Source organism: Streptomyces sp. CB01249 (genome assembly GCF_001905735.1).
GTDB lineage: Bacteria > Actinomycetota > Actinomycetes > Streptomycetales > Streptomycetaceae > Streptomyces.
This window is the reverse complement of sequence record NZ_LISW01000002.1, coordinates 1,028,839-1,042,910: the sequence shown is the minus strand read 5'-3', so window position 1 is coordinate 1,042,910 and position 14,072 is coordinate 1,028,839. Positions and strand designations below refer to the sequence as shown.

Below are 14,072 nucleotides of genomic sequence, written 5' to 3'. Positions count from 1 at the left end.
CCGCCGTACGCCTTCCTCAAAACCCGAATCGGTGCGTACACAGACTACGGGCAGCGCTCAGCAGACTTCTTCGAGATCGCGCCACTCGCGGCTGTCCGGGCTGTCCGCCACCCAGCCGTCCAGCAGTCCGCGCACCAGTCCGGCCGGGGCCGCGAGGCCGCATTCACGCTCCGGCACCCACAGCTCACCGGCCGTGCGGTGGCCCAGCGGGCCCGGGTGCCCCGGCTCGCTGTGGTCGTGCGGGTCCAGGTGCTCGCCGTCGCCCTCGTCGCTCTCCATCCGGCTCTCCGAACAGGAACGGCACAGCAGCCGCACCGACGAGGACCAGTCCTCGGCTGCGAAGCCCGCGTCCGAGGCCAGCTGCTCCAGCGCGTCCCGGTCCGCCTCCGTGGCCGCCTCGAGCAGCACCACCCAGGTCGGCACGGGCGACGGGGCCCACAGCTCGATCTCGTCGAACACCGGGTAGGACGGGCCCGCCGCGGTGATCCGTTCGCCGTTCGGCACCCCGTCGTGCAGCACGACCTCGCCCCAGCGCCGCCCGGACGACGGCAGCGGGATCGACAGCACCTCCATGCGGGCCGGGTCGAGCCGGCGGCCCCACACGACCTCGGCCTCGCCCTCCGGCGACAGCCGTACCGCCGCGCTGCCCAGCTCCATGCCCACCGGCTCGCTGCCCGCGGCCGGGGTCTGCTGCCCGCCACCGGGGACCTTCAGGCCGTACGCCTGCCAGGCGCGGCGCGCCAGCGGCCAGTCCTGGAGGGCGGTCGCGGCGATGCCCACGTTCCACCAGTCCGGCGCCCCGGACTCCTTGTCGAGCAGGGCGACGGCCCGCAGCCCGGCGGCCCTCGCCTGCTCCCAGTCGTGCCGGAACTTGTGCAGCAGCGCCAGGTTGAACCATGACTCGGAGAGCCAGGGCTCCAGGTCCGCCGCGCGCGTCAGCAGCGCCCCCGCGTCCTCGTACCGGCCGTCGCCGATCAGCGTGAACGCGCGGTCCGTGGCCTGCCGCCAAGAGGCGGACGGCCGATGCCGTACCTTCCCGAAGATCCTCACGATTCCCGCCTGTCCCGACTGGACACCCTCGTTCTACCGCTCTCTTCGCATCCAACCATGCCGGGCCTGGGGCCCGCTCATTACCCATCGGTTACCCGGGCGGGACGGGGGTCAGACCGCCCCGGGCCAGAACCCGGGCCAGCGACTCCACCACCTGCGGCTGGTAGTCGTGCCCGGTGCCGAGCCTGAGCTGTTCCAGCGCACCCAGTGGCCCGGAGAGACTTTCCCCGCTGAGGTCGTCGTATGCGTTCACCGCCCGGACGATCCTGGCGGACAGCGGCTGCTCGCGGTAGGGGTCGGCCTGCCGCTCCACCACGACGGCCACCTTCGCGTCCACCCCGGTCTGCCGGACCACCGCACCGCCGAGGAGCGCGATCCGGCGCTGCTCGGCGGCCGGCAGCAGGGCGGTCGCCCCGTCCGGCACCGGGTCGACCAGGGAGAGCTGGCCGATGTCGTGCATCAGCGCCGCGTACTCCAGGACGGTGAGCTCCGGCCCGGACAGGCCCATCTCGCGCCCGACGGCCGTGCACAGCTCGGCCACCCTGCGGGCGTGGCCGTGCGGGGTGTAGCCCGCGATCTCGGTGGACCGGGCCAGCGAGGCGATGGTCTGCCGGTACGTGGTGCGCACGGCGGCGAACCTGCGGTACGAGAGCTGGGTGAGCAGCAGCGGTACGCAGAGCACGGGCAGCGCCCACAGCCCGGCGGCGGCCACCCCGAGCGCCATGACCGCGCCGGTCGCGCAGACGGCCGAGCCGATGCCGATGAGCGCCCGCAGCTCGTCGCGGAGCAGCGGCCCGTACGGGGCGGGAGCCGCCCGGGAGCCGCGCGGAAGGGTGCGGGCGCGCAGCAGGAGCGCGGCGAGCACCGCGTCGCAGAGGGCGGTCAGGCCGAGCAGCAGGAGCAGGAAGGCCGCGTAGTACGGACCGTCGCCGAACCACTGCTCGCTGAGGCCCGCGTTGTACAGCGGCTGGAAGCAGACCGCCGCGAAGGTCACGGTGAGCAGCCGCCGGGCCACCTGGTCGGCGCCCGGCCCGTCGCCCCGCGCCAGCTGCGGCACCGAGGCGACGAGCTGGGCGGCGGCGAGGACCGCGACGACCTGGAGCACCCCGTGGCTGGTGGGCTGCCCGCCGCTGCGCCCGAGCAGGGCGTACGCGAGGGCCCCGGCGGCCCCGAGGGGTGCGGGCTCCCGTTCCCCGGGCAGGGCGCCCCAGCGGGCCAGCTCCCCGATGGTGATGAGGGCGCCGAAGGCGAGGGCGTGCCCCGGATCGTGGACCCCGCGCCACAGGGTGTGGCCGAGCCCGGCGGCGGCGAGCAGCAGGGCGGCGCCCCGCACGCAGAGGGTCGCGGGCCCCGGGGTCACCGCGGCCCCTCGGTGGCGTCGGGCGGCCGGGGGGTGAGCGGTGCGTTGAGGGCCCCGGCGCCCACGCCCCGGCCGGCGTCCTCCTCGCGCGGGGGCGGGAGCTGCGCGTCGTCCGCCGTGACGGCCCCGAACCAGCCGTAGCGCTCCAGGCCGCGCGCCAGGGCCCGCACCATCTGGGGGTCGAACTGCGTGCCCGCGCACCGCTTCAGCTCCTCCACGGCGACCGGGACCGGCCGGCCCCGCCGGTAGGAGCGGGTCGAGGTCATGGCGTCGAAGGCGTCGGCCACGGCGACGATGCGGGCGCATTCGGGGATGCCCCGGCCGGAGAGCCCGTACGGGTACCCGCTGCCGTCGAGGCGTTCGTGGTGGTGCAGGATCGCGGCCCTGGCCTCGCCGAGGAAGCCGATGCCCCGGACGATCTCGTGCCCGTACTCCGGGTGCAGCTCGATGACACGCCGCTCCTCGGGGGTGAGGGGGCCGTCCTTGCGCAGGACGCGGGTGGGGACGCCCAGCTTGCCGACGTCGTGGAGGATCCCGGCGAACCGGAGGACCTCGACGCGTTCCCGGTCGAGGCCCAGTTCGTGCGCGATGAGGACGGAGGCGCGGCCGACCCGTTCGCTGTGGCCCCGGGTGTAGGTGTCCTTGATGTCGACGGCCTGGACGAGCGCCCTGATGGTGGCCCGGTGCGCGGCGTGCTCGCGGTGGTACTGGGCGTAGACCCAGCAGGAGATGTACATGGGCAGCAGCACGAAGAGCGCGGCGAGCGGCCCGTAGGAGCTGTTCCAGAGGACGGCCATCATCAGCCCGGCCAGGCCGTGCACGAGGTGGGGCGCGAGCGAGCGCGGCAGGAGCCCGCGCCAGGCGCGCCGGACGGGGAGCTGTTCGGCGGCGACCAGGATCGAGCCGTCGAGGGCGGCGAGCACGGCGCTGAAGGCGAGGGCCGCCGCGCAGACGGGCAGCAGCGCGTAGGGGAGGTCGGGCGGGCTGCCGAGCGCGGCGGGCCCGCCGAGCAGCGCGTGGACCCGGGCGGCCGCCCAGACGGCGAGGGCCGGCTCGGCGGCGCGCCAGATCCGGCGGGCGGCGGCGGGCGGTTTCCCGGCCCGGCCCGCGAGGGAGCCGGGGACGGCGACGAGCGCCGCCGCCGCGGGGGGCAGCAGGAACGCGGCGGCGAGCAGCAGCGGGAAGAAGGACCCCGCGCCGACGGCGCCGACGGGGAAGGGGCGGCGGCCGAGGAGTTCGCAGGCGAGGTAGAGCCCGGCGAGCAGGGCCAGGGTGGTCCAGGGGGTGCCGGGGCGCAGGGCGGGCGCGGCGCACAGGGCCGCGCCGAGGGCGACGGCCCCGATATGGGCCCGCGCCGCCCCGCGTGTGGCTCTCACCCTCGCTCGCCCCCCAGCTCCGCTCATGGAGGGGCCACGCTAACGAGCGGGGCGATCCGGGCGGGTGCCGTTGGGGGCGATTAGCACGTTCGGGTGAAGCGCGCGGGGGTGCGGCGTGGAGGTGGGGCGCGGGGCGCCTACTCCTTGGCGGCGCTCGGCACCTCGGGGCCGGAGACCGCGATGTCCTGTTCGGGCACCGCCTGTCCCGAGCGGATGAGGTCGATGCGGCCCATCACCTTGGAGCGCAGGTCGGCCGGCACGTCGTCCTGGCCGCAGCAGCGCTTCACGAGCTTCTTGACGGCCTGCTCCAGGCCGTACTTCTCCAGACACGGGGAGCACTCCACGAAGTGCTCCTCGAACTTGGTGCAGTCGCTGTCGGGCATCTCCCGGTCAAGAAACTCGTAGAGGTGGTCGAGGACCTCTGCGCACTCCGTCTCGTGCGGCTCTCCGCAGCTCATGAGCCCGAGCCTTTCCGATCGTCCGACTCCCCGGCGCCGGCCGGGACGAGCCCGCGGTCACGGGCGTAGTCCTCCAGCATGCCGCGCAGTTGACGGCGGCCCCGGTGCAGTCGGGACATCACCGTACCGATGGGAGTCCCCATGATGTCCGCGATCTCCTTGTAGGCAAAGCCCTCGACATCGGCGAGATAGACCGCGATGCGGAACTCCTCGGGAATCGCCTGCAGCGCGGACTTCACGTCCGAGTCGGGCAGGTGGTCGAGGGCCTGGGACTCGGCGGAGCGCAGCCCGGTGGACATGTGCGACTCGGCGCGTGCCAGCTGCCAGTCCTCGATCTCCTCGGCGGCGCTGCGCTGGGGTTCGCGCTGCTTCTTGCGGTACGAGTTGATGAAGGTGTTCGTGAGGATGCGGTACATCCACGCCTTGAGGTTGGTGCCCTCACGGAACTGGTGGAAGGAGCCGTACGCCTTGGCATACGTCTCCTGGACCAGGTCCTCGGCGTCCGCGGGGTTGCGCGTCATGCGCAGCGCGGCCGAGTACATCTGGTCGAGGAAACCGAGGGCGTCGCGCTCGAAACGCGCGTTGCGCTCGGCCGTCGTCTCCTGCGGGCGGCCGTCGTCGGTCCCTGTGTCGGTCCCTGTGACCGGACCCACCTCCTCCAACGCTGGGGCGGAGCCGAAACCGGACCCGCTCGAATCGGAGAATAGTCGACCTTGGTCCGGCGCGGGCTGTCGTTCCGTCCCGCCGAGTGACCGCTCGGGAGTGGTCTTGGCCGCGTGCAGGACCGTCCACTCCAGGTCAGCGGTGTTCGAGCGACGTGGGCAGATGGTCGAACCCATGCGACGGACTCCCTCTCCACTTACGACGTTGGCGTACCGATGTCCCTCACAACAGCGGCCCTCCGCCGGGCATTCCCGGGCGTGCGAGGGGCCCGCGTCACTTCAGATCCGCCAGCCACCCGGCGACGGACGCGGTGAGGATCTCCATCGCCCGCTCCTCGGTGAGCCCGGACCTCTTCGGTACGGAGAAGCCGTGGTCGCCGTACGGCACCTCGGTGATCCGGTAGTCGCCGGGCGGGAATTCGGCGGGATTCCCGAACGGGTCGTTGCCGCCCTGGACGACGAGGGCGTCCACCCCGCAGCCCAGCAGCTCGTCGGCGCGGGTCTTCTCGGGGCGGCCCGGCGGGTGCAGCGGGAAGCTGAGCGCGAGGACCGCCCGGGCGCCGAGCTCCGCGGCGGTGCGGCAGGCCACACGGGCCCCGGCGCTGCGCCCCCCGGCCACGACCGGCGGCCCGGCCGCCGCGAGGGCCGGCCAGAGTCCGCGCCAGCCGGTGTCCAGGGTCTTCGGGGCGGGCGCGAGCTTCTTGCCGGCCACCCGCCAGGGCTGCTCCACGAGGGCGACGCTCACGCCGTGCGCGGGCAGGGCGGCGCCGAGGGCCTTGAGGTCGCGTGCCTCGATGCCGCCTCCGGCGCCGTGGCCGAGGGCGAGGACGAGGCGCGGGGCGGGGGCGTCCAGCCAGGTGACGCGGGCGGTGCCGGCCCCGGTCTCGACGGTCTCGGCGCGGGGGGTCACGTCGTCGGTGTTCACGGGTCCATCCAACCAACACCGGTGGGCGGTACGGGGATGGCGCGGCGCCCCGTCGCGTACGGCTCAGAAGAGGGTGCTCACCTCGGGCTCGGCCAGCTCGTCCTTCAGCTCGGGGCCGTTGTTGCGGACGTTGCTGACGGCGGTCGCGACCGGGTAGGCGCGCATCAGGCCGGGCGGCGGCGGTGTCAGCAGGGCGCGCAGCTCCTCGATGTCGGTGCGCGAGGGGTCCAGCCAGTCGTCCCAGCGGTCCGGGGTGAGCATCAGCGGCATCCGGGGGTGGATGTCGGAGAGCGAGGCCGGTCCGTCGGCGGGGGCGACGGCGAGCGGACCGGTCTCCGCCTCGGTGGTGATCACCGAGCAGGTGACCCACCACGCCTGCGGGTGGTCGTCGGGCAGGGTGCGGTCGCGCCAGAACTCGTACAGTCCGGCCATCGCGAAGACCGAGCCGTCGGCCGGGGTCACGAAGTAGGGCTGCTTACGGGGGCGCTTGCGGCGCCCCTTCTCCTCCAGCTCCCGTTCCTCGGCGCCGGTCACCCACTCGTAATAGCCGTCGGCGGGCAGGATGCAGCGCCGGGAGACGAAGGGGCGGCGGAAGGACGGCTTCTCGTGGACGGTCTCGGCCCGGGCGTTGATCATCCGGGCGGCGCCCTCCGGGTTCTTGGCCCAGGACGGGACGAGCCCCCATTTCAGTGCCCGCATCTGGCGAACCGGGCGCTGGTCGTCCGCGTCTTTCACAGGACGTTCCAGTACGGCGTAGACCTCCTTGGTCGGCGCCACGTTGTAGTCGGGCTCCAGCGCCTCGGCCGGTTCCCACTTCTCCACCTGGAAGAGTCCGGTCAGGTCCTCGGGCCGCCGACTCGCTGCATACCGTCCGCACATAAGTGCCAGACTGCCACGACCGCCATCCCGAACGGACCCCGATCCGGTAAGGAGCCGCCCGCCCCATGGACAGCACCGATCTCGGCAACCTGTGGGACCGCGTCACCGGCACCCAGCCCGCCCCGGAGCAGTGGCTGGTGGTGGTGACCGCGACCGCGGCGCTCATCGCGGTCGTGCCGAACATCCTCTGGCGGATGTCCCGGAACGCGATCACCATCGCGCACGAGGGCGGCCACGGACTGGTCGCCCTGCTCTCCGGCCGGCAGCTCTCCGGCATCCGGCTGCACTCGGACACCAGCGGGCTGACCGTGAGCCGGGGCAAGCCGACCGGGATCGGCATGGTGCTGACCGCGGCGGCGGGCTACACCGCGCCCTCGCTCCTCGGGCTCGGCGGTGCCTGGCTGCTGGTGGACGGCCGGATCACGCTGCTGCTGTGGCTGGCGACGGCCCTGCTCGCGGTGATGCTGGTGATGATCCGCAATGTGTACGGGGCACTGACGGTGATCCTCACCGGTTCGGTGTTCCTGCTGGTCTCGTGGCTGGCCTCGCCCGCCTGGCAGTCGCTGTTCGCGTACAGCGTGGTGTGGTTCCTGCTGCTGGGCGGCGTACGCCCGGTGTTCGAGCTCCAGTCGAAGCGGCGGCACGGCGGGGCACCGGACTCGGACGCGGACCAGCTGTCCCGCCTGACCGACGTCCCGGCGGCGCTGTGGCTGTTCCTCTTCCACGCGGTGTCGCTGTGCTCCCTGATCGGCGGCGGGCGCTGGCTGCTGGGGCTGTGACCGGGCTCACGTTCGCCCAAACCTCTAAAGTGAGCGCATGACCGAAAGCGCCGTGCACCCTGCCCTCTGGCCCGCCCCCCTCGCGAGCGGGGCCGTCGACGCGACCGTCACGGTGCCCGGTTCCAAGTCGGTCACCAACCGCGCGCTGGTGCTCGCCGCGCTCTCCTCGGAGCCGGGCTGGCTGCGCCGCCCGCTGCGCTCCCGGGACACCCTGCTGATGGCGGACGCGCTGCGCGCGATGGGCGTACGCATCGAGGAGACGGTGTCCTCCAGTTCCGCCGCGACCGGCGCGGCCGCCGGGGCGGAGGCCGCGGGCGAGGCGTGGCGGGTCATCCCGGCCCCGCTGCACGGCCCGGTCACCGTCGACGTCGGCAACGCCGGTACGGTCATGCGCTTCCTGCCCCCGGTGGCCACGCTCGCCGAAGGACCCGTCCGCTTCGACGGCGACCCCCGTTCCTACGAGCGCCCGCTGACCGGGGTGATCGACGCGCTGCGGGTCCTCGGCGCCCGGATCGACGACGACTCCCGGGGCTCGCTGCCGATGACCGTGCACGGCGGCGGCGCGCTGGACGGCGGCCCGGTCGCGATCGACGCTTCCTCGTCCTCGCAGTTCGTCTCGGCGCTGCTGCTGTCCGCGCCGCGCTTCAACCAGGGCGTGGAGGTCCGGCACACCGGCGACCGGCTGCCCTCGATGCCGCACATCCGGATGACCGTGGACATGCTCCGGGCCGTCGGCGCGCAGGTGGACGAGCCGGAGACCGGCGGCGAGCCGAACGTCTGGCGGGTCTCCCCCTCGGCGCTCCTCGGCCGCGACCTGACCATCGAGCCGGACCTGTCCAACGCCCAGCCGTTCCTGGCCGCGGCGCTGGTCACGGGCGGCCGGGTGACCATCCCGGACTGGCCGGTGCGCACCACGCAGCCCGGTGACGCACTGCGCGACATCTTCACCGCGATGGGCGGCAGCTGCGAGCTCACCGAGCAGGGGCTGACCTTCACCGGCTCCGGCCGCGTCCACGGCATCGACGTGGACCTCTCCGAGGTCGGCGAGCTGACCCCGGGCATCGCCGCCGTCGCCGCCCTGGCCGACTCCCCCTCCACGCTGAGCGGCGTCGCCCATCTGCGGCTGCACGAGACGGACCGGCTGGCCGCGCTCACCAAGGAGATCAACGAGCTCGGCGGCGACGTCACCGAGACGGCCGACGGCCTGCACATCCGCCCGCGCCCGCTGCACGGCGGTACCTTCCATACGTACGACGACCACCGGATGGCCACCGCGGGGTCGATCATCGGCCTTGCCGTCCCCGGAGTGGAGATCGAGAACGTGGCGACGACCGCCAAGACCCTGCCGGACTTCCCGCAGATGTGGACCGGAATGCTCGGGGCCTGAGACATGCGCCGCTACGGCAAGAACCCCGACGAGGACGACATCCGCGTCCGCCCCAACCGCAAGGGCAACCGCCCGCGCACCCACATCCGGCCCAAGCACGAGGACGCCGAGGACGGCATGGTCCTCACCGTGGACCGGGGCCGCCTCACCGTCCTGGTCGGCAACCGCACGATCGTCGCGATGAAGGCCCGCGAACTGGGCCGCAAGGCCGCGGTGGTGGGCGACACCGTCTCGCTCGTCGGCGACCTGTCCGGCGACAAGGACACCCTCGCCCGGATCGTCCGCATCGGTGAGCGCCGCTCGGTGCTGCGCCGGACGGCGGATGACGACGACCCGTTCGAACGGGTGGTCGTGGCCAATGCGGACCAGCTGGCGATCGTGACCGCGCTGGCCGATCCGGAACCGCGTCCGCGCATGATCGACCGCTGCCTGGTCGCCGCGTACGACGGGGGACTGTCCCCGCTCCTGGTGCTGACCAAGTCCGACCTGGCGTCCCCGGACCAGCTGCTGAGCGCGTACACCCCGCTGGGGGTGCCGTTCGTCGTCACCAGCCGCGAGGAGCTGGAGAACGGGGACGCGGCCGACCGGGTCCGCGAGCAGCTCAACGACCGGGTGACGGCGTTCGTCGGGCACTCGGGCGTCGGCAAGACCACGCTGGTCAACGCGCTGGTGCCGAAGGAGAAGCGGCGCACCACGGGGGTCGTGAACGCGGTGACCGGCCGGGGCCGGCACACCACCACGTCCGCCCTGGCGCTGCCGCTGCCGGGCTACCGGGGCTGGGTGATCGACACCCCCGGGGTGCGCTCGTTCGGGCTGAACCACATCGACCCCTCGCGGGTCATCAACGCCTTCCCGGACCTCCAGCCCGGCACGGAGGAGTGCCCGCGCGGCTGCACCCACGACAGCCACGAACCGGAATGCGCGCTGGACGCCTGGGTGGCGGCGGGGCACGCGGATCCGGCGCGGCTGGACTCGCTGCGCCGGCTGCTCGCCACCCGCAACCGGCGCGAGGGCGACTGAGCGGCGACCGGGCCGCGCACGTTTGCGATCACTCGCTTCCGGTAAGTGCATAATCACGCCCAGCGGCACCGGCCGGTGCGGGCGGTCGGCGATGCGGGAGGGTGCGGACGATGGCATGGCTGCTGGTCGTGGTCGCGGGACTTCTGGAGACCGGGTTCGCGGTCTGCCTGAAGCTCTCGCACGGCTTCACCCGGCTGTGGCCGACCGTCGCGTTCTGCATCTTCGCGCTCGGCAGCTTCGGTCTGCTCACCATGTCGCTGAAAAAGCTCGACGTGGGGCCCGCGTACGCGGTGTGGACCGGCATCGGCGCGGCGGGGACCGCCATCTACGGCATGGTCTTCCTCGGTGACATCGTCTCCACGCTCAAGCTGGTGTCGATCTCGCTGGTGATCCTCGGCGTGATCGGCCTCCAGCTCTCCGGCTCCGCGCACTGACCGCCCCGGGCCCCTGTGGCCCGGCTCACCGGCGGGTCGATACTGTGACGGCATGCCCGATTACCACGATGATCTGCGCCTGGCCCACGTACTGGCGGACGCCGCCGACGCGGTGACGATGGACCGGTTCAAGGCTCTGGACCTCAAGGTCGAGACCAAGCCGGACATGACGCCGGTGAGCGAGGCCGACAAGGCCGCCGAGGAGTTGATCCGGGGCCATCTGCACCGGGCGCGCCCGCGGGACGCGATCCTGGGCGAGGAGTACGGCATCGAGGGCACGGGTCCGCGGCGCTGGGTGATCGACCCGATCGACGGCACCAAGAACTACGTACGGGGCGTGCCGGTCTGGGCAACGCTCATCTCGCTCATGGAGGCGGGCGAGAACGGCTTCCAGCCGGTCGTGGGGGTCGTCTCGGCGCCCGCGCTGAACCGGCGCTGGTGGGCGGCGAAGGGCTCGGGGGCGTACACCGGCCGCAGTCTGACCTCCGCGACCCGGCTGAAGGTCTCCAGCGTGGAGCGGATCGCGGACGCCTCGTTCGCGTACTCCTCGCTGACCGGCTGGGAGGAGCAGGGGCGGCTCGACGGCTTCCTGGACCTGACCCGGGCCTGCTGGCGCACCCGGGGTTACGGGGACTTCTGGCCGTACATGATGGTCGCCGAGGGGTCCGTGGACATCTGCGCGGAGCCGGAGCTCTCGCTGTGGGACATGGCGGCGAACGCGATCGTCGTCCAGGAGGCGGGCGGCCGGTTCACCAGTCTGGACGGTGTGGACGGGCCGGGCGGCGGGAACGGCGCGGCGTCGAACGGGGCGCTCCACCGCGAGCTGCTGGGGTACCTGAACCAGCGTTACTGAGTGCGCCCCGCCCGCAGGGCGGCGTAACGGACATTCGAGGGGCGCGCGGCGGGGCCGCGCGCCCCTTTCGTGATCTTCGCGACCCCTTGTCGCCTTCCCGCATCGGTGCAACTCTGAGCATTCCCCCACTTGTGAACTTGTGAATCGGCCCACGCAGTCGCTTCACCGAGGAGGTGGCACTCTTCATGCTCGTCCGTGACGCCATGAGCACGATGGTCCTCACCATCGGCCCGGCCCATACGCTGCGCCAGGCCGCCCGGCTGATGTCGGCCCGCCGGATCGGGGCGGCCGTCGTCCACGACCCCGATACCTGCGGGCTCGGCATCCTCACCGAGCGCGACATCCTCAACGCCGTCGGCGCGGGCCAGGACCCCGACACCGAGACGGCCTCCGCCCACACCACCACCGACGTCGTCTTCGCGGCCCCCGGCTGGACGCTCGAAGAGGCAGCGGCGGCCATGACGCACGGCGGCTTCCGCCACCTGATCGTCCTCGACGAGGGCGGCCCGGTCGGCGTCGTCTCGGTCCGCGACATCATCCGCTGCTGGTCCCCATCCCGCCCCCGCCCGGCCGAACTGGTCGGCTGACCACCCCGCACACGCGACCGGCCCGGCCCCCGGGTGCGGGGCCGGGCCGGTCGTACGACCGAGGGGATTCAGGCGCGCAGCGCCTGCACGGCCGCCTCCAGCCGCTTGCCGAAGTCCTCGTCGGCACGGCGGAAGTTGCCGATCGCGCGCTCCGCGATGTCGTCGCGCGAGACCTTCGCGATGAAGCCGGACAGGTTGTCGACCAGCCGGGCCTTCTCGTCCTCGGACATGAGCCGGTAGAGGTTCCCGGCCTGCACGAAGTCGTCGTCCTCGGCGTGCAGCGGGGTCGGGTGGTTGCCCGTGACGCCGGTGACGGGGATGGCGCCCGAGAGCGGCCGGCCCGTCTCGGCGGGGCCGCCGAAGCTGTTGGGCTCGTAGTTCTTCGCGCCCTTGTGGCGGCCGTCGTACAGATAGCCGTCGCGGCTGTTGGTCCGCGCCTCGGTGGCGTGCGGGCGGTTCACCGGCAGGTGGTCGGCGTTGATGCCGACGCGGTAGCGGTGCGCGTCGCCGTACGCGAAGAGACGGCCCTGGAGCATCTTGTCCGGGGACGGACCGATGCCGGGGACGAAGTGCGCCGGGCTGAAGATGGACTGCTCGACCTCGGCGAAGATGTTCTCCGGGTTCCGGTTGAGCTCCAGCTTGCCGATCTCGACCGGCGGGTAGTCCGCGTGCGGCCACACCTTGGTGAGGTCGAAGGGGTTGAAGCGGTACGTCGCCGCCTCGGCCGCCGGCATGATCTGCACCTGCACCGTCCAGGACGGGAAGTCGCCGCGCTCGATGGACTCGCGCAGATCCCGCTGGTGGCTGTCCGGGTCCACACCGGAGAGGCGGACGGCCTCCTCGGTGGTGAGGGTCTTGATGCCCTGGTCGGTCTTGAAGTGGTACTTGACCCAGAAGACCTCGCCCGCCGCGTTCTGCCACTGGTAGGTGTGCGAGCCGAAGCCGTCCATGTGCCGGTACGAGGCGGGGATGCCCCGGTCGCCGAAGAGCCAGGTCACCTGGTGGGTGGACTCGGGCGAGAGCCCCCAGAAGTCCCAGACGTTGTCCGCCTCCTGGGAGCCGGTGTACGGGTCGCGCTTCTGGGTGTGGATGAAGTCGGGGAACTTGATGGCGTCCCGGATGAAGAAGACCGGGGTGTTGTTGCCGACGAGGTCGTAGTTGCCGTCCTCGGTGTAGAACTTCAGCGCGAAGCCGCGCGGGTCCCGCGCGGCGTCGGCGGAGCCGAGGTTGCCCGCGACGGTGGAGAACCGCAGGAACGTCTCGGTCTGCTTGCCGACCTCCGAGAGGAACGCCGCCCGCGTCCACTGCGACACGTCGCGGGTCAGCGTGAACGTTCCGTACGCCCCGGCGCCCCGGGCGTGCACCACGCGCTCCGGAATGCGCTCGCGGTTGAAGTGCGCCAGCTTCTCCATCAGCAGCTGGTCCTGCACCAGGACCGGGCCGCCGGTCCCGGCGGTCTCGCTGTTCTGGTTGTCGGCGACCGGTGCGCCTGCCTCCGTGGTGAGCGGTCCCTGCGTCACGTGCGCCTCCTGCGTCGTTTCCGCACGTCATGCCTTCATGCCGTGCCCGCGTCCGGCCTTCCTGTCCTCCGGCCGACGCCATAAGCGATCCTACATTGGACAAAGTCCAAGTCAACTGAGCATCCAAAGTCGCACCTATTCAAGACCTGGCCCTTGCGCTGCTAGAATGGCGCCCATGAGTGACCTGCTGGAACGACTTCGAGGACGCGGCTGGCGCATGACCGCGCAGCGGCGCGTCGTGGCCGAGGTCCTCGACGGGGACCATGTGCACCTGACCGCCGACGAGGTCCATGCCCGCGCGGTGGCCAAGCTGCCCGAGATCTCCCGCGCCACCGTCTACAACACGCTGGGCGAGATGGTGAGCCTCGGCGAGGTCATCGAGGTCTCCACCGACCGCCGCGCCAAGCGCTACGACCCCAACGCGCACCGCGCCCACCACCATCTGGTGTGCGCGCAGTGCGGCGCCATCCGCGACGTGCACCCGTCGGGCGACCCGCTGGCGGACCTGCCGGCCGGCGAGCGCTTCGGCTTCACGATCTCCGGCGTCGAGCTGACGTACCGGGGCATCTGCCCGGACTGCGCCGCGGCGGCCTGAACGCCGCACATCGAACCGCCCCCGAGCCGGGGGCGGTTTTCGCGCGCACCCGACCGCGCATACGACAGAGGGCCGGATCTTCGAAAAGATCCGGCCCTCTGTCTTCAGTAGCGGGGACAGGATTTGAACCTGCGACCTCTGGGTTATGAGCCCAGCGAGCTACCGAGCTGCTCCACCCCGCGTCGTT

General features: G+C 72.5%; 15 protein-coding genes and 1 tRNA gene. 7 read left to right on the top strand and 9 right to left on the bottom strand.

Going from position 1 to position 14,072, the window contains the following annotated elements; translation table 11 throughout:
- Positions 1-57: 57 nt before the first annotated feature.
- The 7 genes from AMK18_RS13220 to AMK18_RS13190 all read right to left on the bottom strand — a co-directional run bounded on the left by AMK18_RS13220 (position 58) and on the right by AMK18_RS13190 (position 6,710).
- Positions 58-1,050, bottom strand: coding sequence for a tetratricopeptide repeat protein (locus AMK18_RS13220; RefSeq protein ID WP_018105563.1), 993 nt, complete (start codon positions 1,048-1,050; stop codon positions 58-60).
- 91 nt (positions 1,051-1,141) lie between these two features.
- A complete protein-coding gene (locus AMK18_RS13215) occupies positions 1,142-2,410 on the bottom strand; it encodes an HD-GYP domain-containing protein (protein WP_018105562.1) in 1,269 nt (422 codons plus the stop codon).
- Positions 2,407-3,786 (bottom strand): HD-GYP domain-containing protein, encoded by a 1,380-nt coding sequence (locus tag AMK18_RS13210; RefSeq protein WP_073862928.1) that lies wholly within the window; start codon positions 3,784-3,786, stop codon positions 2,407-2,409. The genes AMK18_RS13215 and AMK18_RS13210 overlap by 4 nt, the downstream gene beginning before the upstream one ends.
- 137 nt (positions 3,787-3,923) lie before the next feature.
- Positions 3,924-4,244 (bottom strand): mycothiol system anti-sigma-R factor, encoded by a 321-nt coding sequence (rsrA, locus tag AMK18_RS13205; RefSeq protein WP_018105560.1) that lies wholly within the window; start codon positions 4,242-4,244, stop codon positions 3,924-3,926.
- Positions 4,241-4,897 (bottom strand): sigma-70 family RNA polymerase sigma factor, encoded by a 657-nt coding sequence (locus tag AMK18_RS13200; protein WP_018105559.1) that lies wholly within the window; start codon positions 4,895-4,897, stop codon positions 4,241-4,243. The genes rsrA and AMK18_RS13200 overlap by 4 nt, the downstream gene beginning before the upstream one ends.
- A 283-nt stretch (positions 4,898-5,180) precedes the next feature.
- Complete coding sequence (locus AMK18_RS13195) at positions 5,181-5,831, bottom strand: alpha/beta hydrolase family protein (protein ID WP_198956991.1); 651 nt, start codon at positions 5,829-5,831, stop codon at positions 5,181-5,183.
- Between the two features lie 63 nt (positions 5,832-5,894).
- Positions 5,895-6,710 carry an SOS response-associated peptidase gene (locus AMK18_RS13190; RefSeq protein WP_073862925.1) on the bottom strand — a complete coding sequence of 272 codons (816 nt, stop codon included), beginning with the start codon at positions 6,708-6,710 and terminating at the stop codon, positions 5,895-5,897.
- Between the two features lie 65 nt (positions 6,711-6,775).
- Between AMK18_RS13190 and AMK18_RS13185 the strand changes: the two genes are divergently transcribed.
- From AMK18_RS13185 to AMK18_RS13160, 6 genes are all read left to right on the top strand, one after another.
- Complete coding sequence (locus AMK18_RS13185) at positions 6,776-7,489, top strand: M50 family metallopeptidase (RefSeq protein ID WP_018105556.1); 714 nt, start codon at positions 6,776-6,778, stop codon at positions 7,487-7,489.
- 37 nt (positions 7,490-7,526) lie between these two features.
- On the top strand, positions 7,527-8,876 hold the full coding sequence (gene aroA, locus AMK18_RS13180; RefSeq protein WP_073862924.1) for a 3-phosphoshikimate 1-carboxyvinyltransferase: 1,350 nt from the start codon (positions 7,527-7,529) through the stop codon (positions 8,874-8,876).
- A gap of 3 nt (positions 8,877-8,879) precedes the next feature.
- On the top strand, positions 8,880-9,896 hold the full coding sequence (gene rsgA, locus AMK18_RS13175; RefSeq protein WP_073862923.1) for a ribosome small subunit-dependent GTPase A: 1,017 nt from the start codon (positions 8,880-8,882) through the stop codon (positions 9,894-9,896).
- Between the two features lie 110 nt (positions 9,897-10,006).
- The gene (locus AMK18_RS13170; protein ID WP_018105553.1) at positions 10,007-10,330 is read left to right on the top strand and encodes a DMT family transporter; all 324 of its coding nucleotides are present in this window, start codon (positions 10,007-10,009) and stop codon (positions 10,328-10,330) included.
- Between the two features lie 52 nt (positions 10,331-10,382).
- Positions 10,383-11,183 carry a histidinol-phosphatase gene (hisN, locus tag AMK18_RS13165; RefSeq protein ID WP_073862922.1) on the top strand — a complete coding sequence of 267 codons (801 nt, stop codon included), beginning with the start codon at positions 10,383-10,385 and terminating at the stop codon, positions 11,181-11,183.
- Between the two features lie 185 nt (positions 11,184-11,368).
- The gene (locus AMK18_RS13160) at positions 11,369-11,770 is read left to right on the top strand and encodes a CBS domain-containing protein (protein ID WP_018105551.1); all 402 of its coding nucleotides are present in this window, start codon (positions 11,369-11,371) and stop codon (positions 11,768-11,770) included.
- A 68-nt stretch (positions 11,771-11,838) separates the two neighbouring features.
- Here the strand turns inward: AMK18_RS13160 and AMK18_RS13155 are convergent, their stop codons facing one another.
- Positions 11,839-13,290 carry a catalase gene (locus AMK18_RS13155; RefSeq protein ID WP_073862921.1) on the bottom strand — a complete coding sequence of 484 codons (1,452 nt, stop codon included), beginning with the start codon at positions 13,288-13,290 and terminating at the stop codon, positions 11,839-11,841.
- Between the two features lie 175 nt (positions 13,291-13,465).
- On the opposite strand from AMK18_RS13155, the gene AMK18_RS13150 reads away from it, so the two are divergent.
- Complete coding sequence (locus AMK18_RS13150; protein WP_026171852.1) at positions 13,466-13,885, top strand: Fur family transcriptional regulator; 420 nt, start codon at positions 13,466-13,468, stop codon at positions 13,883-13,885.
- Between the two features lie 108 nt (positions 13,886-13,993).
- On the opposite strand, the gene AMK18_RS13145 is transcribed toward AMK18_RS13150, so the two are convergent.
- Positions 13,994-14,067, bottom strand: a tRNA-Met gene (locus AMK18_RS13145).
- Between the last annotated feature and the right edge of the window lie 5 nt (positions 14,068-14,072).